At 48.3% G+C, this 20,865-nt stretch carries 16 protein-coding genes; 11 read left to right on the top strand and 5 right to left on the bottom strand.

Annotated features, from left to right (window positions below):
- The first annotated feature begins 16 nt into the window (after positions 1-16).
- The 7 genes from ccoS to GA0116948_RS08490 are packed head-to-tail and all read left to right on the top strand — an operon-like array spanning position 17 to position 6,081.
- Positions 17-193, top strand: a complete 177-nt coding sequence (gene ccoS, locus GA0116948_RS08520; protein ID WP_240619154.1) for a cbb3-type cytochrome oxidase assembly protein CcoS — start codon at positions 17-19, stop codon at positions 191-193.
- Positions 186-2,363 (top strand): cytochrome-c oxidase, cbb3-type subunit I, encoded by a 2,178-nt coding sequence (gene ccoN / locus GA0116948_RS08515; protein WP_089711059.1) that lies wholly within the window; start codon positions 186-188, stop codon positions 2,361-2,363. Before ccoS ends, ccoN begins: the two co-directional genes overlap by 8 nt.
- 2 nt (positions 2,364-2,365) lie before the next feature.
- A complete protein-coding gene (locus GA0116948_RS08510; RefSeq protein WP_089711056.1) occupies positions 2,366-2,530 on the top strand; it encodes a CcoQ/FixQ family Cbb3-type cytochrome c oxidase assembly chaperone in 165 nt (54 codons plus the stop codon).
- 2 nt (positions 2,531-2,532) lie between these two features.
- Positions 2,533-3,546: a cbb3-type cytochrome c oxidase N-terminal domain-containing protein gene (locus GA0116948_RS08505; RefSeq protein WP_089711054.1), complete on the top strand. Its 1,014-nt coding sequence runs from the start codon at positions 2,533-2,535 to the stop codon at positions 3,544-3,546.
- A 2-nt stretch (positions 3,547-3,548) separates the two neighbouring features.
- Complete coding sequence (gene ccoG / locus GA0116948_RS08500; protein ID WP_089711052.1) at positions 3,549-4,931, top strand: cytochrome c oxidase accessory protein CcoG; 1,383 nt, start codon at positions 3,549-3,551, stop codon at positions 4,929-4,931.
- A 15-nt stretch (positions 4,932-4,946) separates the two neighbouring features.
- Complete coding sequence (locus tag GA0116948_RS08495) at positions 4,947-5,369, top strand: FixH family protein (protein ID WP_089711050.1); 423 nt, start codon at positions 4,947-4,949, stop codon at positions 5,367-5,369.
- A gap of 7 nt (positions 5,370-5,376) precedes the next feature.
- The gene (locus tag GA0116948_RS08490) at positions 5,377-6,081 is read left to right on the top strand and encodes a sulfite exporter TauE/SafE family protein (RefSeq protein WP_089711048.1); all 705 of its coding nucleotides are present in this window, start codon (positions 5,377-5,379) and stop codon (positions 6,079-6,081) included.
- 361 nt (positions 6,082-6,442) lie between these two features.
- On the opposite strand, the gene GA0116948_RS08480 is transcribed toward GA0116948_RS08490, so the two are convergent.
- Genes GA0116948_RS08480 through GA0116948_RS08470 form a run of 3 tightly spaced genes read right to left on the bottom strand, consistent with a single transcriptional unit; the run spans position 6,443 to position 12,354 of the window.
- Positions 6,443-7,315: an endonuclease/exonuclease/phosphatase family protein gene (locus GA0116948_RS08480; RefSeq protein WP_089711180.1), complete on the bottom strand. Its 873-nt coding sequence runs from the start codon at positions 7,313-7,315 to the stop codon at positions 6,443-6,445.
- A 27-nt stretch (positions 7,316-7,342) separates the two neighbouring features.
- Positions 7,343-9,127 carry a RagB/SusD family nutrient uptake outer membrane protein gene (locus GA0116948_RS08475; protein ID WP_089711044.1) on the bottom strand — a complete coding sequence of 595 codons (1,785 nt, stop codon included), beginning with the start codon at positions 9,125-9,127 and terminating at the stop codon, positions 7,343-7,345.
- Positions 9,128-9,150: 23 nt separating this feature from the next.
- A complete protein-coding gene (locus GA0116948_RS08470; RefSeq protein ID WP_205686066.1) occupies positions 9,151-12,354 on the bottom strand; it encodes a SusC/RagA family TonB-linked outer membrane protein in 3,204 nt (1,067 codons plus the stop codon).
- Positions 12,355-12,600: 246 nt separating this feature from the next.
- Between GA0116948_RS08470 and GA0116948_RS08465 the strand changes: the two genes are divergently transcribed.
- Positions 12,601-13,872 carry an AfsR/SARP family transcriptional regulator gene (locus GA0116948_RS08465; RefSeq protein ID WP_089711040.1) on the top strand — a complete coding sequence of 424 codons (1,272 nt, stop codon included), beginning with the start codon at positions 12,601-12,603 and terminating at the stop codon, positions 13,870-13,872.
- Positions 13,873-14,014: 142 nt separating this feature from the next.
- Complete coding sequence (locus GA0116948_RS08460) at positions 14,015-14,464, top strand: KTSC domain-containing protein (protein ID WP_089711178.1); 450 nt, start codon at positions 14,015-14,017, stop codon at positions 14,462-14,464.
- A 74-nt stretch (positions 14,465-14,538) separates the two neighbouring features.
- On the opposite strand, the gene GA0116948_RS08455 is transcribed toward GA0116948_RS08460, so the two are convergent.
- Complete coding sequence (locus tag GA0116948_RS08455; protein WP_089711038.1) at positions 14,539-17,292, bottom strand: PAS domain S-box protein; 2,754 nt, start codon at positions 17,290-17,292, stop codon at positions 14,539-14,541.
- A gap of 361 nt (positions 17,293-17,653) precedes the next feature.
- Here GA0116948_RS08455 and GA0116948_RS08450 point away from each other — a divergent pair, with 361 nt between their 5' ends.
- Both GA0116948_RS08450 and GA0116948_RS08445 read left to right on the top strand, forming a co-directional pair.
- Positions 17,654-18,112 carry a hypothetical protein gene (locus GA0116948_RS08450; RefSeq protein ID WP_123891715.1) on the top strand — a complete coding sequence of 153 codons (459 nt, stop codon included), beginning with the start codon at positions 17,654-17,656 and terminating at the stop codon, positions 18,110-18,112.
- 333 nt (positions 18,113-18,445) lie between these two features.
- On the top strand, positions 18,446-19,660 hold the full coding sequence (locus GA0116948_RS08445) for an NAD(P)-dependent oxidoreductase (protein WP_089711176.1): 1,215 nt from the start codon (positions 18,446-18,448) through the stop codon (positions 19,658-19,660).
- A gap of 387 nt (positions 19,661-20,047) precedes the next feature.
- Here GA0116948_RS08445 and GA0116948_RS08440 read toward each other — a convergent pair whose 3' ends face one another.
- Positions 20,048-20,767, bottom strand: coding sequence for a tRNA1(Val) (adenine(37)-N6)-methyltransferase (locus GA0116948_RS08440; protein WP_089711034.1), 720 nt, complete (start codon positions 20,765-20,767; stop codon positions 20,048-20,050).
- Between the last annotated feature and the right edge of the window lie 98 nt (positions 20,768-20,865).

Genomic DNA, 20,865 nt, shown 5'->3' with positions numbered 1-20,865 from the left:
CGCCCTAAATCAGTGCATGATGAGTGTCATTATTCTTTTACTCTTGTCCAGCATAAGCGTTGCCGCTTTATTCCTGGCGGGTTTCCTGTGGAGTGTAAAAAGTGGCCAATACGACGATGCAGATAGTCCACCCGTAAGAATCCTCTTTGATCCTTCCTCTAAAACAGCCGACAATATTTTAGATCATGAATGAAAATGTATCCCTTGCCGACAGCCCGTCGCAGCCACCAGACATGGGCCACAAATCCCTCCAGGTAGAACAATTCTCCTACGACAACAAGTCAGTACAGCTCTTTGCTTTTGCCACCATATTCTGGAGCGTCATCGGTATGCTGGCTGGTTTACTGGCCGCCGTAGAACTATATTACCCAGGTGCAAACCTTAATTTACCTGCTACCACCTTTGGCCGCGTAAGGCCGGTGCATACCAATGCGGTGATCTTTGCCTTCGTGGGCAATGGTATTTTTATGGGCGTGTATTATTCTTTGCAAAGGCTTTGCAAGGCGCGCATGTTCAGCGATAAGCTGAGCCGCATTCATTTCTGGGGTTGGCAAACCATTATCGTAGTGGGTGCCGTATCGCTGCTGGCAGGTTATACTTCCGGTAAGGAATATGCAGAGCTGGAATGGCCGGTAGACATCGCTATCACCTTTATATGGGTAATCTTCGGCATTAATATCTTTGGCACCATTTTAAAAAGAAGGGAAAGCCATCTCTATGTAGCCATTTGGTTTTATATAGCCACCTGGGTAACGGTGGCCATGCTACATATCGTAAATTCATTTGAACGGCCCTTCAGTTGGTTCAAGAGCTACAGTTGGTATGCCGGCGTGCAGGATGCGCTCGTGCAGTGGTGGTACGGACATAATGCAGTAGCTTTTTTCCTGACCACGCCCTACCTGGGACTCATGTATTATTTCCTGCCCAAAGCTGCCAACCGGCCGGTATATAGCTACCGCCTGTCCATCATTCACTTCTGGTCACTCATTTTTATTTATATCTGGGCCGGGCCTCACCACCTGCTCTACACCGCCCTGCCAGACTGGGCGCAAAGCCTGGGCGTGGTGTTCAGCGTAATGCTCATTGCTCCCAGTTGGGGCGGCATGCTCAATGGATTGTTTACCCTGCGCGGCGCCTGGGATAAAGTGCGGGAAGATCCTATCCTGAAGTTTATGGTGGTAGCCGTAACTTGTTATGGCATGGCCACTTTAGAAGGACCTATGCTCAGTTTGAAAAGCGTGAACGCTATTTCCCACTTTACCGATTGGACCATTGCACACGTACATATTGGCGCACTGGGATGGAACGGATTTCTCACCTTCGGTGTATTGTACTGGATACTGCCCCGTATTTACAACACCCCGCTCTATTCTAAAAAACTGGCAGGCACCCACTTTTGGTTTGGGACCATCGGCATAGTGCTGTATGCGGTACCACTGTACTGGGCAGGTTTTACGCAAAGTATGATGTGGAAGTCATTCACCGAAGAAGGACAATTAAAATACCAGTTCCTGGAAACAGTTACGCAAATCATCCCCCTATACATTACACGCAGCATAGGCGGCACTCTCTACCTCTCCGGTGTGCTAATCATGGTATACAACCTTTATAAAACCGTAAAGGCCGGACACCTTGTTAAGGATGAAGCCACCTCTGCCTACCCACTGCCCAAGGCGATCACCACCCATGGTAAAGAACACTGGCACCGCTGGATAGAAAGAAGACCTGTGCAAATGCTGGTACTTAGCCTAGTGGCCGTGGCCATCGGCGGTATCCTGGAAATGGTACCTACCTTCTTAATTAAAAGTAACATTCCCACCATCGCTGCCGTGAAACCATACACCCCACTGGAGCTACAGGGACGTGATATTTATATCCGCGAAGGCTGCTATAACTGCCACTCGCAAATGATACGCCCCTTCCGGGATGAAGTGGCCCGTTATGGCGATTATAGCAAAGCAGGAGAATTTGTATACGACCATCCCTTCCAGTGGGGCAGCAAGCGCACCGGTCCGGATCTGGCGCGGGAGGGCGGCAAATACCCCGACAGCTGGCACTATAACCACATGATGGATCCCCGCATTATGAGCCCAGGTTCCATTATGCCCAATTATCCCTGGCTGCTCTCCAATGAAATTGATACGGCATCCACCGCCGCCAAGATAAGGGCCATGCAATCCCTGGGTGTGCCTTACCGCAGTGGATATGATGCATTGGCCAATACAGACCTGCAAACACAGGCCCGCGGCATCCGCGAACAGTTGGCAAAGGACAAGATCAAAACTGCACCCAATGCAGAAATACTAGCCGTTATCGCCTACCTGCAACGCCTGGGTACCGATATCAAATCTGTAAAACCTTAATCATGAAATTCATCAACTACCTCGAAAAAATTACCGGTGTAGATATTTATGCGATGAGTGCCTTCGGTATTTTTTTTACCATTTTTATAGTGATGGCCATATGGGCCTTCAAAGCCGACCGCCAGCTCCTTACCAAGATCAATTCCTTACCGCTCGATAATCAATAAGCATGCGACCTACATTATTATTACCCTTGCTATCGGCCGATGCGCTGCACAATCCACTGGGGGTAGTGCTTACCTGCGTGATCATGGCCCTTGGCCTCATCATCGTACTGCTGGCCTATGTACTGAACGGCGCGGCTGAGGTGTACCGTGAAAATGAAAAACAAAAAGAAAAAGCAGCCGCCGGCAACGTTCCGCCCACAGCCCTGCTGCTCTTGGCTCCCATCCTGGCTGATGTAGCAGAACCCGCCCCCATAGTGCATTCCTTTTCTGGCCTTCCGCCTTTTATTTATTATACACTGGTGCTGGTCATCGCTTTTGAAATAGGGGTAGTGCTGGTATTGTTGTTTTTGCTGCGCAACCTCCTGCATGTAGAAAAAATAAAACAAGCCATACCGGTGCCAGCCCACCAATGGAAGCAACTATGGTTCAAGATAAACCGATTTAAACCCATGCAGGAAGAGGCCACGCTCGATACAGGCCACGACTACGATGGCATTCGTGAACTGGACAACCGCCTGCCCGGCTGGTGGCTGTACGGGTTTTATGCCTGCATGGTTTTCGCCATGGCGTATTTATGGCGCTACCACGTATCGCACAACGCTCCCTTAAGTGCAGAAGAATACCAGATTTCCGTGGCAGATGCCGCAGCAGCAAAAGCAGCCTACCTTGCCAAAGCCGCTAACCAGGTAGATGAAAATACCGTGAAACTACTTACTGACGCCAGCGACCTCGCCGCAGGCAAAAAGGTATTCACCACTACCTGCTTTGCCTGCCATGGCGCAGATGGCGGCGGCGGCGTAGGCCCCAACCTGACCGACAACTACTGGCTGCATGGCGGCGACTTACAGTCTATTTTTAAAACCATTAAATATGGTTGGCCCGACAAGGGCATGAAAAGCTGGAAAGATGATTACTCGCCCCAGCAAATAGCACAAATTGCGAGTTACGTAAAATCGCTGCATGGTAGCAAACCCGCTGCACCAAAGGAACCGCAGGGTACATTGACAAACGAATAGCCATGGAAAGTTTTCGGGATCACCTCGCCACGATGGATGAACAGGGAAAACGCAAATGGATTTTTGCGCAGCAACCCAAGGGCCGTTTTTATCGTTATCGCAAAACACTTAGTTACGTTTACTTCCTGATTTTTTTGGGGCTGCCTTTTATACAAGTGCATGGGCAGCCCTTTTTAATGATCAACATACCCGCAGGCCGTTTTATCCTGTTTGGCAAGATCTTCTGGCCACAGGATTTTTTTGTGCTGGGATTGTTGATGATCACGTTTATTTTTTTCATCATTCTTTTCACCGCTGCTTTCGGACGTTTGTTTTGTGGGTGGGTATGCCCGCAGACTAATTTTATGGAACTGCTTTTTCGACGCGTGGAATATTGGATAGCAGGCAATGCCAATGAGCAACGCACCCTCCGCGCACAACCCTGGACCGCCCGGAAAATAAAGGTGATGATCTTTAAACATACCGTGTTTTTCTGGTTGTCTTTTATCATTGCCAATTTCTTCCTGGCCTACATTATCGGACTGCCGGCGCTGTGGAAAATCGTCACCGCTCCCCTGTCGGATCACCTGGGTGGCTTTTTGGCTATCCTATTATTCAGCGCCGTGTTCTACGGCGTATATGCTTTTTTTCGCGAGCAGGTATGTACCGTGGTATGCCCCTATGGCCGGCTACAAGGCGTATTACAGGACAAAAACAGCCTTATCGTAGCCTATAACTATAAACGGGGGGAACCCCGGCACAAACCCGCCAAAACCGCTGCCAGCCACTTTGGCGATTGCATAGACTGCCTCCAGTGTGTAAAGGTTTGTCCCACGGGCATAGATATACGCAATGGCTTGCAGATGGAGTGCGTAGGCTGCACCGCCTGCATAGACGCCTGCGACCATGTGATGGAAAAAATTGGCAAACCTACAAAGCTGATCAGCTACGCATCGGAATACGGCATCGCAGAAAATGCTCCACTGCGGTACACACCGCGTATGAAAACCTACACCCTGCTTTGCCTGCTTATTCTTTGTCTGGATAGCTTCCTGCTACTCAGCCGCAAGGCAGTAGATACTACTATCATGCGTACACCCGGCCTGCTATACCAGGAAAGGGGAACAGACAGTGTGAGCAATCTGTATAATCTCACTGCCGTTAACAAAACCACGCAAAATGTGCCGCTCACCATACGGGTAGAAAGTCCTGCTGGCGGACAGGTACAAATGATCGGCAAACCTGCCGTACTGGTAAAAGCGGAAACGCAGGGTGCCGGCACCTTTTTTATCGTGCTGCCCGCCCGTATCATCCGGCAGCAAAAGACCATGGTGCGGCTGGGCATGTATGCGAATGGAAAAAAAATTGGCACACAAACTACGGCCTTTATCGGCCCGGTACAATAACATTTAAATCACACAATGATGAACTGGGGTTACGGATTAACGATGGCTTTTTGCGGTTTCGCCTTGCTGATAGGCACCCTCGTGTACAAGGCCACCCACACTAAATTTGAGTTGGTGTCTGAAAAATATTACGACGATGAAATTCACTTTCAGCAACAGATAGACCGCGCCCGCAATGCGGCCAAACGCACTGCTGTAACCATCTCCCAAGACAACCAGGCGGTTACCCTGCAATTTCCTGACAGCCTGCCCAGCGGGCAGGCCTGGTTTTACTACCCTACCAACGCACAGCACGACCGGCACTTTGCCATTGCAACGGCTAATGGTATACAACGTATTGCCAAATCACAATTGCAAAAAGGCCATTGCTGGGTAAAGCTGCAATGGAAAACCGACACCCAGTTTTATTATACAGAACAGGAATTTAAAATCAATTAATGCAACAATGAACGTAGGTATTATAGCAGGCGCTTTGGTGTTGGGTTTTGTGAGCAGCGCCCACTGTGTGGGTATGTGCGGCCCGCTGGTCATGGCCCTGCCGCTGCAATTACTACCCCCTGCCCGTAAAATGAGTGGGCTACTATTGTACCACAGCGGCCGCATAGCCATGTATACCTTACTGGGTGCCGCTTTCGGACTGGTGGGAACCCAGTTTTACCTGGCCGGATGGCAACAACTATTATCCGTGGTGGCAGGTGTTCTTTTATTATTGTTTGCCTTGTCGGCCTTACTGCCGCAATGGTTCCACTGGACACAAGGGCTGCCATCGTGGCAACGTTTTTTACAATCCCTCATCCTCCGGCTGTTGCGCCATCCCCGGCCGGTTTCCATGCTTGTACTCGGCGCACTCAACGGGTTGCTCCCCTGCGGCATGGTGTACATGGCCATTGCAGGCGCATTGGTACTTGGGGGGTTAACCAATGGAATGATCTTCATGACAGCATATGGCGCAGGCACTTTACCTGCCCTGTTATTATTATCCCTGGCCAGTTGGAAGATAAGCGCCACCTGGCGGCAATACCTCCGCAGGTTGGCCCCTTATGCAGGCTTGCTGCTGGCTACTTTACTGATTGCCCGCGGGCTGTACCCGGATACACCGCATTTCCTGCTGCGGCATTTTATTACCTGCGCCCCGCAAAAAAGATACTGATACTCCAACCTTCCATCTTTTTCAGTACTCAGATCTGCACAAAATCCCTGATGTTATTTTTCCTTGCTAATGTATACTTAGCCTTTGGCATCAGGTTGCTCTATGCCACTCTCCGGCCGTGGCAGAGCAGAGCCAGCGCCATGACAATTTTTTTCATAGAACTATTTTTTGTTAAAAGTAAAAGAACGGTTCCAGGCAAACCATCTCATTTTCAGCTTTTGTATTGTTCATATTAGGCTTGCTTTGAGCCAGGTACAGCCACAAAACAACAATGTCTACAGATCTTTCCTTACAGGTCCCAACCCCATAAAAAAAGCCCACTGCAAAAAATTACAGTGGGCCTATTTTATTCATTAGAAATTCACTTACCATGGGTCACATCGGCCAATACCGGGAAGTGATCAGAAGGCATCCGCACCGTGCCGGTATCGCCCTCCTTACTGCGGTACGTGTCATCCAGGATACCATACCGTTGTACGGTAAAATCTTTCGTCAGGAAGATGTGATCAATACGGCTATTCGTCACCAGGTTGGGCTTATAACCATTGAAAGATCCTGTCAACGCATATCTAAACAGGGTTGTTTCATAAGCATCAAACAATACCCCACTGGTGGCCAGCAACTGGTACGATTCACTGGTCTGGTCCACATTGAAATCACCGGTCAGGATCACAGGACGGCCGTGGGTCATATCTTTGATCTTTTTCAAGATCAGCTTGGCGCTTTCCGCACGGGCCTTTACTCCAATGTGGTCCATGTGCAGATTAAACATGTAGAAAGTGTAGCCGGTTTTAATTTCTTTAAACAAGCCCCAAGAGCAAATGCGTGGCAGCACGGCGTCCCATCCTTTGTTAGGACGGTCTTCGATTTCCGATAACCAGAAATCGCCTTTTTGCGTTACTTTAAATTTACGGGTGTCGTAGAAAATAGCGGAGTGTTCGCCCCCGTCTTTCCCATCGTCGCGGCCTACACCTATGTAATCAAAACCCTGCAGGCTGTCTTTCAGGTTATCTAACTGGTGTTTCAACCCTTCCTGGGTACCAAAGATATCAAACCCGTGAAAGCGCAACAGGTGGGCAATCACCGGGTATCTTTGTTGCCACCCATTGCCATTGTTTACATCTTCTTTATTATCGTTACGCAGGTTGTAGGTACCTACTGTAAATTGCTGCGCCCCTGCGGCTTGCCATCCGAAAATCACACAAACCAGGCTTATCCAAAAACTCTTTTTCATAATAATCATTTATTGTAGAACATAAAATTAACGATTTTCCCAACCCGGATTTTGTTGCAGGTTACTATTCAACTGGATGGCAGCATACGGGATGGGATATAAATACATAAAGTTTTCAAACTGGCGCAGTGTGGCATCCTGCCAGTGCAGTTCTCCAGCGGTGCCATCAGCCAGTTGTTGCGGGTTAGTTACGCCGCCCACCATGGCGCCTACGTTAATGTAAGTAACGCCGGCTACCGGGTTGGTAGGCGCTGTATCCTGGTAAAAGCATACATCCAGCACACCGTCTGCGTTCAGGTCCATAGGTACATTCAGGGCCGGCACATACATGCCATTCCATTTGTTCAGTAGCAGGTCGCCGTGCGCCCAACGCACCAGGTCATAATAGCGAAAGCCTTCCAGGGCCAGCTCAATGGCGCGCTCCCGCCGTATTTCCAACAGCACAGGATCATTGATGTCGGGATAGTAACGGGTATGCATATAAGGATCTACTATCGTGGGCAGGGTATTGGCATTGGCAATACCAGCGCGGCTACGCAGGGCGCCAATGGTCTGCGACCAAACAGTACCGTCCATTTCGCCCAACTCGGCCTTGGCTTCTGCATAGTTCAGCAATATTTCTGCATACCGCATGAGCTCAATACTATTCGTGTTATTAGCGCCTGCATCATAGTACATATCATCCAGGCACCATTTAATAGGCTGGTAACCGGTGTAAGTATAAGAAAATACCGGCGGCCCAGCTACTACTTTACCACTGTTAGTACGGGTATACCCTGCCAGGCGGATGGTTTGGCCCAGGCGCAGGTCGCGCTGCTGGGTCTCATGTGCCAGCGTCATGGTATCATGGCCCGGCACGCTGGTAAATGGAGTGCCATCTATATTCAGGTAGGTGTTTATAAAATCGCGCGTGAAGCTAAACCGGGGACCATACGTTGCGCTGGTGAAATACCAGTTGGCATCATTCATTTTTCCCAACGTGCTGCTGGCAATGTTGGCCAGCATTACCTCATTTGCTACCGGTGATGCGCTGATAAACAGGTTGCGGTAGGACATAGTGCCCTGGTTAAGCGAATAACGGCCAGCGTCTATCACAGCCTTGGCCGCAGCAGCAGCCTGTTGCAGCAGTTCATTAGAGCCGGGCAGCGAATCATGGCGGTATTTGCGGTAAGTACCTTCAAAAAGACACACGCGTGATTTAAAACCATATACAACAGCCTGGGTAATGGTGCTGCGGGTAGCGTCGTCGGTAGCCGTAATATGAGAGGCGGCATAGTCCAGGTCTGCGATCACGGAATCCATCACCAGCACCCGGGAATCGCGGCCGGCATACAGGGCGCTGTCGTTCACCGCCAGCGGGTGGCCTATCCAGGGTACATCACCATAGCGTTTTATTTTATCGAAATAAAAATAAGCACGGAAGAAACGGGCCAGCCCCTGGTAATTATCGCGGATGGCCTGCGGCACCGCGGAATTGTTATTGTTAACAATGAAATAATTGACGTTGCGCAAATTACCCCAACTCCAGCTATTTTCCAGGCGGGACGTGTACACGTTGGCACGGATGAAGTCCGGCACAGCAGTTACCGCACCGTAGTCAGACAACGAACAATCGGTTTTATAAGGGGTATTTATGTCTGGCAGGAAATCGTAAAAAGAGGTGGTGTATAATTTCAGACCTGCCTCACTGCTAAACACCGCGTCGCTGGAAGCACTGGACTGTGGCGTCTGATCCAGGCTTTTCGTACAGCCGGCCAGCACGGCGGCGCCCAGTATCACGGCAGCCCATTGTTTTTTATATGGTATATGCATTACACTAAATTTTGAAAAGTAGGTTATAAAGAAACTTGTAAGCCAAACGTAAAGCTCTTCAGGATCGGATAGTTATTACCATTACCGGTGTTACTACCACCCGTGAGTAATACGTCAGATTTACCAATATTCTCTACGTCTATGTTACGGGTAAGTTTATACAGCGGAGAAGCCGTCCACAGGTTTTCTCCGGAAAGGAAAAAACGGGCGCTTTGCAGGTGAACCCTTGAAACCATGTACAGTGGCAGGTTGTAGCCCACTTGCAGGTTTTTAAGGCGGATGTAACGTACATTTTGCAAATACTTGTTCTGTGCGATTGCCAGCTCGCCCCCACCCTGTGCCACATAACCACGGTAACGCGGAAAGTAAGCGTTCGGATTGTCTGCTGTCCAGATCTTGCCCTGCTGGTATTTCAGCGCATAGTTGTAAGGACGGTTGTACTGCCCCCAGAAAGCATCTGCTTCTCCACCTGGAAACCAATCCTGTTTACCCACTCCCTGAAAGAATGCACCGATGGAGAAATTGTTCCATGAAGCATCCAGTTTAATACCATAGGTGTAACGCGGCGTACTGTTGCCTATGATGCGCTGGTCGCCAGGATTACTTTTAGTGTTGGCCCCGTTATTAATCTTATTATCGCCGTTCAGATCCTTAAATTTCAGATCCCCCTCCAGCCAATGACCGGTGGTGGAAGATTTATATTGGGTCTGAGTTTGCGCACTGTTGGCGTAATCCGCATCTTTGGCCGTCATGAAACCGTCGTTCACTAAACCCCAAATCTCTCCCAGGTGCTCGCCGGCATAATAATCAGAAAGGGTACCGGTAGCATTGTTGTAACGCAAAATAGTAGCATGGTAGTCAGACATCCACACGCCCGCGCTATAATGAAAAGGCTTATTTGCCACCTGGAAATGATCTGTCCAGGTAAGATTGGCTTCCCAGCCCAAGGTCTTCATATCAGCATAATTGCCCTTCGGCGTGCTGGTACCAAATACATCTGGCAAGGTGGGACCTACCGTAAACATATTCGTGGTCTTGCGCTCGTAAATATCACCGCTGAAAGTGAGGCGGTCCGACAGCAAAGCCAGGTCCAGCCCCGCATCCACCGTGCGGGCGGTTTCCCAGGTAAGTCCATCGGGTACTACATTTGGCTGTGCCGTTTTCTGCGGCAATACACCACCGATTACCCGGCTGGATTGGGCTATATTAAATACTTCCTGGTAGGCATAAGAAGCAATATTACCATTACCTAACGATCCGAAAGAACCGCGGATCTTCACGTCGGAAATGATCTTCGGAGACAGGTGCCAGAAAGGCTCCTGCGAAAGCCGCCAACCGGCAGATACCGAAGGGAAAAAGGCATAACGCTGGTTGGCTGGAAACTTGGAAGAACCATCATAACGCCCGTTAAACTCCACCAGGTAGCGGTCTTTATAAGCATAGTTCAGGCGGCCAAAACCACCCAGTATAGCCCACTTGTCGTAAGCCCCTATCGTGTTTATGTTTTGACCCAATGCAAGGTTCAGGTTATCAGCTCCGGAAAATGCAAGCCCATTGCGCATAGCAGAAAAGCTGGAAAATACAGACTGCTCGTAATTGTAGCCGGCCAGGGCTTTAATGTAATGCCCTCCAAAATGATTTTCATACTCACCATAAATATTGGTGGCCGTGTACTGCGTACGGGCAGAGAGATTTTGCAAATCGTTATAAGCCGTGCCCACATAGGCCGTTACGCCCGGCGCAGTGCTGTAAGGCACCGGCACACGGCGCTGGGTTTCGCCATTATTGAAAATCTGGAAGGTGAAGTCGCCCTTAACACGGAAATGATCATGGTTAAATTTCGCCTCAAAACCAGTGGTGTTACGGATTTGCTGGTTGGTAGTGTCTATACCGTTTTTACCATACACAAAATCACCTACTGTGTAAGCAGCCGAAAAAGTGAGCGAGCCATCCGGGTTAAAAAGCACGGCAGATGGATGCGCCTCATCGGCCATATTTCGCCAGATGCCGCCAGATTCACCCACGTTCAGCGGGTTGTGGTAAGATCGGGACGCAAAGTCGGTGCTGTTGTTCACCTGTAGCCAGGGCAATACCTGTACACTCCCTTTTGCACGGAAGTTGTACATCTTATAGTTGTCGGAGTTGTAACGGAACAGTCCCTCCTGCCCATAATAACGGCCTGTGATGTAGTAACTCGCTTTGGCACTGCTGCCAGATACAGACAGGTTCTGGTCTGTAGAGAAACTGTGATTTTTATACAACAATTTATACCAATCGGTATTTCCATAATAAACATAGTTACCATCGGTACCCACCACGGTTTTGGGCAGGTTGGGATTATCGTTACGGTTTTTATACTCCGCGAGGTAGGCCGCCGAAATGGGCTGGGTTTTATTTATGTTTTGCGGCGATTGGGAATAGTCGTTCCAGGCAGACCATGCATTATTAAATTGGGTGGCATATTCATACCCATTGCTCACAATGTCAGGAACAGAAGTAGGGCTTTTAAGCGAATAATTAGAAGAATAAGTCACCGAAGTTTTGTCTTTCGTAGGGTTCTTCGTGGTGATGAGTACCACGCCAAAGGCTGCACGTGCGCCGTAAATGGCGGCGGAAGAAGCATCCTTCAATACCGTAACACTGGCCACGTCGTTCGGGTTTATCAGGCTGGGATCGCCCTGCACACCGTCTATCAGCACCAGCGCGCTACCGCCCTGGCCAATGGAAGTATTACCGCGTATGTTGTACGAGGGAGATTGAATAGGCTTACCATCGCCCATCACCAGGTTCAGGTTGGGAATAGCACCCTGTAGTCCCTGGGTAATATTAGGAATAGAACGGTTGCTCAACACTTCCCCACTCACCTGCGCTACCGCCCCGGTAAGGTTCGCTTTTTTCTGTGTGCCGTAACCCACTACTACCAGATCGTTGAGGGAAGCAATCCGGATTTTCATTTTCACATCCATCGTTACCTGTTCACTGGCAGGCAAGGTGTCATTTGTAAAGCCAACATAGCTGAACACCAGTTGCGCCCCTGCACCGGCACTAATGCTAAAGTTGCCCTTTGCATCTGTGCTGGTGCCAAGATTAGTACCTAATACTTTTACCGAAACGCCGGGCAATCCCTGGCCGCTTTGATCGGCTACCCTGCCAGTGGCTTTGTGGATCTGCGCATTCGCGCCTACCACACCGCCAGCCAGGCAAAGCATACAAAACCATTTTTTCATGGTGCTTTTGTTGTTTAAGAGAAGTTGGAAAAACAAAAATTTGATGGTGCGAAATAAGGAACAGGGTATTAACGAAAGGGATAACGGGTGATTAACAAGGCGCAGGACACGCCTAACAAAACCCTTACTAGTGGCCATTTACAGGGCGTTAACCCCCATTAACCGGTGGAGGATGCGGGCTTTTCTTAAAGTAAAGTTAACATTGATACCTACCCAACCTTAGGTAGAAAGCGGTTATTTTGAGTCGTGAAGTATTTCAGCTATATCCGCCATATTTTCTATTATCTACTACCGGTCATTGCCTGTGCCCAGGAAGGATACGGCGTAAAATTTTCTGACAAAAATAGGGTTCCCGAAAATCGATCCGCGCTGGAGATAAGCGGGAAACACCCGGCCTGTCAGCGGCTAAACGCCCCCATCAACTTGCCTTTCATTAACACCAATAATGATGCAGGGCTTTATTATTGCACACAAACTGGCGAACTGGTAGCGGTAACCTACTATACGCCAGATAACAGGGTGATTAAGATAAAAAGGTATCCCTTACTCATGCCGGTAAGCATCTTACAACAATACCATCAAAATAGGCCCTGGTGGCTTATACCAAATAGCATGCGCTTCACCGGCGCAATACTGCTGCTGCTGCTGGCCGGCCTGTACCTGCTGCGTAGGCGCAAGATCATAGCCAGCCCCCTAGCAGATACCATACCGCCTATCCCCACGGTGCAGGAACCATTGATAACACAAGCTGTTACGCCAGCCCCCATCGCGGTGCATAACATTGCGATCAATACGCCCGCGCCGGCAGCTACTATTCATCTCTTCGGCCCGTTTACCATACTCGATAATACAGGAAAAGACATTACCCGTTTATTCAGCCCATTGGTAAAAGAACTTTTCCTGCTCCTATTATTGCCCAACATTACCGGACATGCAGGCATTACTTCAGAAAGACTGTCGGAAATACTTTGGCCCAATATGACGCCCGCAGCAGCAAAGAATAACAGATCGGTAAACATCGCTAAACTAAGAGGCATTCTCGAAAAGATAGGCAACTGCAGCCTGATCAAGGAAAAAGGAAGGTGGCAATTGCTATTTGATGCAGACAGCATACAGATAGACGTCCAAGCCTGGCAACAATTACCGCCCCTGGATCAAAACAACTCGGCACACATCAGATTCCTGCAGCGGGGCCTCTTCCTGGAAGGCATGGAATACAGTTGGCTGGATAACTATAAACAGGAAATAAACCAGCAGGTCATTACCCAACTAGACGCCTACCTGCATCTCCACGCAGCAGCTGCCCTACCATCTACTGTAATCGACATCTGCAACTGCCTGCTGCATTTCGATGCTCTCAGCGAAGAAGCCGTCCTATACAAATGCCGCGCACTGGTGCAGCTTCACCAACACGCATCTGCCCGGAAGCTGTACCAGCATTTCCAGGAAGAATACCAGGCCATCTACGGAGAGAAATTTGAGCGCGAATATACGCAGGCGCTCACAGGGGAAATATAATGCCAGCCCCGGCAGAGGCTCCTTTTTCACTACCGCATGCTAGTCTTTAAAAGCCTGCCCTTAAAAGGATTACCATCTCCTGACATACCAGCCTGGGAGAACTGCCGTATTTACAGTACATTTGCGCGGCATTAAACAAATCATGAGTAACATAACAGCATACCGCAAATTATTGGGCGTTAGTAAAACGACCGAGGTAAAGGAATTGAAAACCATTTACCGCAACCTGATGAAAGAATGGCATCCCGACAAATTTGCCACCGCAGCAGAAGCCGCCAAACTGGAAGCTGAAGCCAAAAGCAAGGAACTGATCGAAGCCTACAACTTTCTCGTAAGCGTAGCTCCAGAAACCATAGAACAGGCATTACCCCAATACACCGAAACGGTGAATGCTTCGCCCGTGGCCGACTTCTCTTTCACTAAATCCACGCTCACTTTGGTTTTCCAGGACGGCAGCAGCTACGAATATTTTGATGTGCCAAAAGCCATTTATGTGAAGTTGATCAACTCAGACACGCCCGGCCGCTTCTGCCGCCGCCACGTATTTCATGAATACGTTTACCGCAAAGTGGCTAAGGCCATGGAAGTATAAATCCAATCATAGCAATTGTAATCAATAAAAATGGCCGGAAATTGTTCCCGGCCATTTTCATATATACCTACCCGTTAACGGTCTGGCAAAATTACATGAAAAGTAGTGCCATGCCCCGGTTCTGATTCCGCAAATAAATACCCGCCGTGGTTGGTCACTATACGCCGGCACAATGCCAGGCCAATGCCCGAACCCGGGTAAATTTCCCGCCCATGCAGGCGTTTAAATACTTCGAAAATCTGCTCGGTATACTGCACCTCAAAGCCAATTCCATTGTCCGTAAACGTAATCTCGTAGTAGTTAGATAACGTGTCAGGTTTCACATACTTTGACACCTCATCGTGCGAAATAGGACGGCCATGAATTTCAATATGAGGGTGCCTGCCTGGATCAGTAAATTTTAATGCATTACTTAGCAAGTTGTAAAACAATTGGTTCATTTGCAGGCTGGAAGCCCGTATAGTAGGCAGTTTGCCAATATGAACATAGGCTTTTTTTTCCTTTATTATCAGTTCAAAATCATTCTCCACCGCCATCATAATACGGGTAAGATTGGTAGGCTTAAAAACAGGGTCCGACTTCAACAGGCGAGAAAATTCCAACAAGTCCTTAATTAGCAAAGCCATGCGCTGCGCAGAAAAAATGATCTTATCCACCAACGGTTCTACATCGTCAGACAAGTTTTCACGGGAAAGCAGCATGCTGCTGAATACTTGTATTTTTCGGAGCGGCTCCTGTAAGTCGTGAGAAGCCACATATGCATATTGTTCCAGTTCCAGGTTAGACCGCAACAGGTTGTCATTGCTTTCCTGCAATTCTTCATTCGTGGCCGCCAGTTCTTCATTGGATGCCGCCAGTTCTTCTGTAGATGCGGCCAGTTCTTCTGTGCGCTCCGCTACCTCCCGTTCCAGCATACGCTCTGCTTCCCGCTGAATGGTTATATCCTGTGTAGTACCCAATACAAGGTAACATTGCTCTTCTTCGTTAAAAAATGCCTGGCCCTGGGTATGCATGAAATAGAAATCGCCGGTCTTGATATTATGCATTTCATATTCCACATTCACACGTCCGTCGCTGCCAGGTTTCATAGCTTTGGTAAGGGCTTCTTGCAACTTTCCAGGATCGTTCATGCCATGGTACACGTCTTGCAAATGCACTTCCTGGAATGCCGGAACACCCATCCACGACCTTATCCTGTTAGAACACGTGAATTTATCGGTAAGAGGATGATATTGCCAGGTACCCAAATTCGCAATTTCCACAGCACTTTGCAAGGTTTTTTGCGCCTCCATTTCTTTATGCCGCATCAATACCTGCCCGGTTACATCAATGGCCACTACCATTACACCGCGGGGCTTTCCGTCTGGTTCTAACAAAGGAGCCATTACATAATTAAAGTAGGCATCCGCCAGAACCCCGTTACGTTGTAACATTATTTTTGATTCATAACCATGATAGGGCTGGGCGGTGTCATACACATTTTGCACCAAGGAAAAGATCCCCTGCGTTTTTAACTCCGGCAATCCTTCTAATAATGGCAAATTTATGATAGATTCATTTTTACCCCATAAATCCAATATATGCAGGTTGGCCGTTTCAATAATTAAATCCCGGCCTTTGAGCAAAGAAATACCTACCGGTGCCTGCTTCAATATAGTACGGAACAGCGTCTCACTATTGCGCAATGCTTCCTGCGAAGCCAGCTCGCTGCGCATGTCACGCGCCACCATGGCCAGTGCAATAGGCCTGCCGTTTAGCGGACTATCCAGCCTGAAAATATGGGAATGCACAGGAATACATTCACCCGTTTTCAGGTTGCTATAATGCTGCATACCTTCCCACTTTGCATCCTGCAATGCAGCTTCTATCTCATTCCCTTTAAATGCCCGGCAAAGATCTTTAAGGTTTCGAGAAAGGCCCTCCTCTTTACTGCCCAACCCCAAAACTTCTATGGCTGTGGCATTCGCATAGGTAATGTTCAAAAGAAGATCCACCGTGAGGATAATGTCGCTGCTCTTTTCTACCAGCGTTACTAATTTTTGCTGTTCCTTCCGTCCCTTCACCTCCGCCTCTATGTTGATCACAATGCCATGAAAAGAAGTTAGCTCGTCATGTGAATCTTTATAATACTGGCCCACTACTTTTATCCAATGAACAGATCCGTCTTTCCACACAAACCGTGCATCATAGCGCAACCGCAAAGTTTCGATGGCAATAGCATAAGCCTTTTCCTGTACAGACCGGTCGTCTGGATGCACCTGTTCAAAGAACATTTCCCTGGTAGCCTCGGCATCCGGATCGCCCGTGAGCAGGTAGGCAACAGAAGAAGAACTCATTATCTGCCCCGTCATAAAATCTATAGAAAAAGAACCTGCACCGGCAGCTTCCAGCGCAAGCTGGGCGTGCCTTTCTGCAATCTCCATTTTTTCCATAGTCCGGATGGATTCGGAAATGTCGCGCGCAATACCGGAGAATCTAACGGCCTCGCCTTTTTCGTTAAAAATGGCACGCCCTTGCGACTGTAACCAGGTTTCTTTGCCTGTATCCGGATTTACAGTGCGGTAGCGCATGTCGTAATACCCGCCAGATGATGGATGCAAAGCGGTATTTATAGCTTGCCGAACCGCTTCCCGGTCGTCATTTTGTACATATTGAAAGGTGTCTGTGAAACTTGCGTGGTCAGTAGAAGTAAATCCAAACAATACCTTGCAGCGTTCATCCCAGAATACTCTATTGCGGGCAACGTCCACATCCCAGGTACCAATACCAGCTGCATTCAGCACATAACGGAGTTGGTCTTCACCAGCCAGCAAATCATTCTCAGGCATGTCTATTTAAAATTTAATGCAAAATACCAAATCCTGTGCCTATTCCTTATGCTGCACGTTTCGTGGAATATAGCCACTATCCAGCTTTTACGGCTGCCCATGTTCGCAACGGCGCCACCTCCTGCTTCCTGGCATTACTAAATATTTTGCTCCATTCCATGCCTGTATTTATCTGATTTTTAAATGAAGGATGCTGGTTAGCCCATAACCCTTACAACCCGCAATTTCCACTGAACAACCACCTGATATATATTTTAATATTTTTACACATTTCCTTATAATTTTATACACATACGCCATTTCCCCTCTTTTCACAGCTAAATTTGCCAGCAACTTATTTTATCCAAATACCAGAAAGACCATGAAAAAGATTTGCTTGTTCCCGCTATTGCTTTATTGCATGGCTATGAAACCCGGGCCACATGCGTCCAACTACGATTTCCAGGAAAAACATGCTGTTGCCCTAAAATCTTCGCCCAAAAAGCCGAAGCAGTGTAACCCCCGCACAGCCGTTAAAAGGCAGCCACCACACACTAATGAAGCCGCCCCTTCCGAATTGCAGCAATTTAATGAAGCCAGTTTTACCATCACCCGCTGGCAATACGGCGACCTCGACGCAGACAATAACAAACGAGACGCGCTGATTTTGCTCACCGATACCCAGGAAGCCGATAGCAACTACCGCGATCTGACGCTAAAACCCAGGACAGTAAAACTACTCATTCGGGGCGCTAACGGCAAGCTGAGGGAAGTAATGAAAAACAACCATTGCCTGGCCAACAAGGAAGAAGGCGGGGCTAGTGGTATAGATCCTTTCTGAAAATTTATCATACAACATGGCACTTTCACCCTGGCCGAGCAAAGCGGCTTCGGCAGCCTGCACTTCGAAGTATACACCACCTTTGAATACGACGGTGTGCGCCACTGGAACCTCCACAATCGCACCGAAATCGGGTATCGCTACCTTAAACAGATCGGCAAAAAAACAAAAACAACTAAACAATTAGCCAAAGCAGATTTTGAACATTACACGATTGAATAAGTGCCGGTTATCCTTGGGCATTCTTCCGCCTCAAAGGGCGAAAGAATGCCTCCCTCTTTTTTGCTTCCTTGTACCCCATACATGCTATACTTTTTCTCCTTAAATTACCAGATGGAAAAACAATTTCGCATAGGGCTGATCCGGGAGGCCAAAATTCCACAAGATAACCGGGTAGCCTTTACCCCCCTGCAATGCCACTGGATACAGCAGCACTACCCCCACGTAAAAATGATCGCACAACCCTCGCCCCATCGTTGCTATACCGATGCTGAATATACCGCCGCCGGCATTGAAGTAGCCGACGATATGGAGCACTGCGACATTTTATTAGGTATAAAAGAAGTACCACCCGAACTGCTAATAGCTGGCAAAACCTACCTGTTTTTTTCCCACACTAAGAAAAAACAACCTTATAACCAGCAGCTGTTGCAAACCATCGCATCAAAAAACATTACCCTTGTCGATTATGAATGCCTCACCCACAGCGACGGACAGCGCATGTTGGGTTTCGGTTTTTTTGCCGGCGTTGTAGGCGCACACAATGGCCTCATGACCTATGGGCAGCGCACCGGCACCTTTCACCTCAAACGGGTACATGCCTGCCACGACTTCCAAGAACTGATCAGTCACTACTTTGGCGTAAAACTACCTCCCATGAAAATCGCCATCACCGGATCAGGCCGCGTTACTGCAGGCACATTGGAAATTATGGGGCTCCTGGGCATTAAATATGTAACACCCGATGCCCTGCTCATGCAGGATTTCGAATACCCCGTATACACCCAGCTTAAAGCAGGGGAGCTATATCTTCACAGGAAGGACAAAACCTACAACCGGCTGGACTTTCACCACCACCCCGAAAATTACGAATGCCGCTTCCGCCCCTTCGTACGAGCCGCCGACCTGTTGATCAACGGTATTTACTGGGACGAGCGCATGGAGCCATTATTCAGTTGGGAAGACCTGAAAAGCCCTCACTTCCGCATTCAAGTGATCGCCGACATCACCGACGATGCCAGCGGCTCCATTCCCTGCAACCTGGGCGATGGCACTATCGATGCACCCGTGTACGGCGTAAACCGCCAGCAACGCAGCAAAACCGCTCCCCACCTGGCTGGCAGCGTAGACATGATGTGTGTAGGTAACCTGCCCAACGAATTGCCCCGCGATGCCTCTCACTATTTCGGCGACCAATTAATGAAATATGTTTTTGATGAATTGCTCTTGCCCAAATCAGAATTGTTACAGCGGGCTACTATTATAAAAAAAGGTAGCCTTACCCCAGTGTTTAGCTACCTGCAAGATTACCTGTCAAACCGCCAGTAATAAAAAAACCCTCCAGGAAAAAAGCCCCTGGAGGGTAAACCTTTATAAAAAACTTATACCCACATCCAGCAATAAAGCTGCACCGAAAAAAGTGTTTTTTTAATTAATATTGCTCACCTGGTCAAACATCACCTCCGTACAACAACCAGCGATGCACCACATACACAGCAGTTGGTAAACAATATTCCATCTTACCAATTTTTTTTACGGTTTTATATAACAAAGGCTACGCTGGCTTTTAGTGGTTGTTCCATAAAATTGTCCTTTTGTTTTTGACAGGATAAAGTTGGCGCAGGCGCGCCGTTTAAAAATGATCCAGTACGAAAAATACAGTAAAACTAGATCTGCTTTTATAATGCATGATCCTTACTCTCATAGCAAGCCAACTTACAAATACAAATAATAATCCTTCAGTAAATCTGTAAATGCCGGCGTATATTGCCTGGCTTCCCCGTAAATCTCCATCTCCTCTACTGCCGCCTCCACGGCCCTATCCGTAAAAATTCCAATGCTACGGAACAACGGCGCCCCCATCCTATTCCGAATATGTAAAGCCCGTTGTAAATGATAACCCTCTGCCATCGCCAGCGCTTGAAATGTAGCAAAAGAAATGTTTGGCAACAGCACCGCGAATGCTCCGCCCGCACGCAGTTGCAATTTTATTACCCCCAGCAATTCGGGAAACCGTAAACGGGTAGCATGCATGGCCTGATTACGCAAGGCATCGCCACTTTTCAGATCATCCTCATAAAAAGGTGGATTTGTAACAATAAAATCAAACGGCGCAGGGGCCACGAAAGAGCGAACATCCCCACAAACCGCCTCCAGCCGTTCCTTCCACGGCGACGCCGCAAAATTCTCCTTCGCCTGAAGGCAAGCAACTGCATCCATTTCCACCCCTACAAAAGAAGCCCCGCTTTGCTGCGCCCCCATCAAACTCAGTAACCCTGTACCCGTCCCAATATCCAACACCCTTTCTACTCCCTTACTTCCCCTCAAATACCGCGCACTATAACCCCCCAACAAACAAGCATCCGTACAAACCTTCATCGCACAGCGCTCCTGCATTACCACAAACTGCTTAAACTTAAAATAATGATTGCCCATAACCCATCCTAAAAAAATAACAACCAGCAACTCCCCCCAACATTCATAATTATAAATTCATAATTCACAATTCATAATTCATAATTCATAATTCACAA

This window comes from Chitinophaga costaii, assembly GCF_900094705.1.
GTDB lineage: Bacteria > Bacteroidota > Bacteroidia > Chitinophagales > Chitinophagaceae > Chitinophaga > Chitinophaga costaii.
This window is presented reverse-complemented; position numbering and strand designations above follow the sequence as displayed.

Coding starts and splice junctions, on each gene's coding strand:
- GA0116948_RS08470 (WP_205686066.1), bottom strand. CDS start 12,354: ATGAAAAAATGGTTTTGTATGCTTTGCCTGGCTGGCGGTGTGGTAGGC.
- GA0116948_RS08475 (WP_089711044.1), bottom strand. CDS start 9,127: ATGCATATACCATATAAAAAACAATGGGCTGCCGTGATACTGGGCGCC.
- ccoS (WP_240619154.1), top strand. CDS start 17: ATGATGAGTGTCATTATTCTTTTACTCTTGTCCAGCATAAGCGTTGCC.
- GA0116948_RS08450 (WP_123891715.1), top strand. CDS start 17,654: ATGAAAAAGATTTGCTTGTTCCCGCTATTGCTTTATTGCATGGCTATG.
- GA0116948_RS08510 (WP_089711056.1), top strand. CDS start 2,366: ATGAAATTCATCAACTACCTCGAAAAAATTACCGGTGTAGATATTTAT.
- GA0116948_RS08505 (WP_089711054.1), top strand. CDS start 2,533: ATGCGACCTACATTATTATTACCCTTGCTATCGGCCGATGCGCTGCAC.
- GA0116948_RS08495 (WP_089711050.1), top strand. CDS start 4,947: ATGATGAACTGGGGTTACGGATTAACGATGGCTTTTTGCGGTTTCGCC.
- GA0116948_RS08460 (WP_089711178.1), top strand. CDS start 14,015: ATGAGTAACATAACAGCATACCGCAAATTATTGGGCGTTAGTAAAACG.
- ccoG (WP_089711052.1), top strand. CDS start 3,549: ATGGAAAGTTTTCGGGATCACCTCGCCACGATGGATGAACAGGGAAAA.
- GA0116948_RS08445 (WP_089711176.1), top strand. CDS start 18,446: ATGGAAAAACAATTTCGCATAGGGCTGATCCGGGAGGCCAAAATTCCA.
- GA0116948_RS08490 (WP_089711048.1), top strand. CDS start 5,377: ATGAACGTAGGTATTATAGCAGGCGCTTTGGTGTTGGGTTTTGTGAGC.
- GA0116948_RS08440 (WP_089711034.1), bottom strand. CDS start 20,767: ATGGGCAATCATTATTTTAAGTTTAAGCAGTTTGTGGTAATGCAGGAG.
- GA0116948_RS08455 (WP_089711038.1), bottom strand. CDS start 17,292: ATGCCTGAGAATGATTTGCTGGCTGGTGAAGACCAACTCCGTTATGTG.
- GA0116948_RS08480 (WP_089711180.1), bottom strand. CDS start 7,315: ATGAAAAAGAGTTTTTGGATAAGCCTGGTTTGTGTGATTTTCGGATGG.
- ccoN (WP_089711059.1), top strand. CDS start 186: ATGAATGAAAATGTATCCCTTGCCGACAGCCCGTCGCAGCCACCAGAC.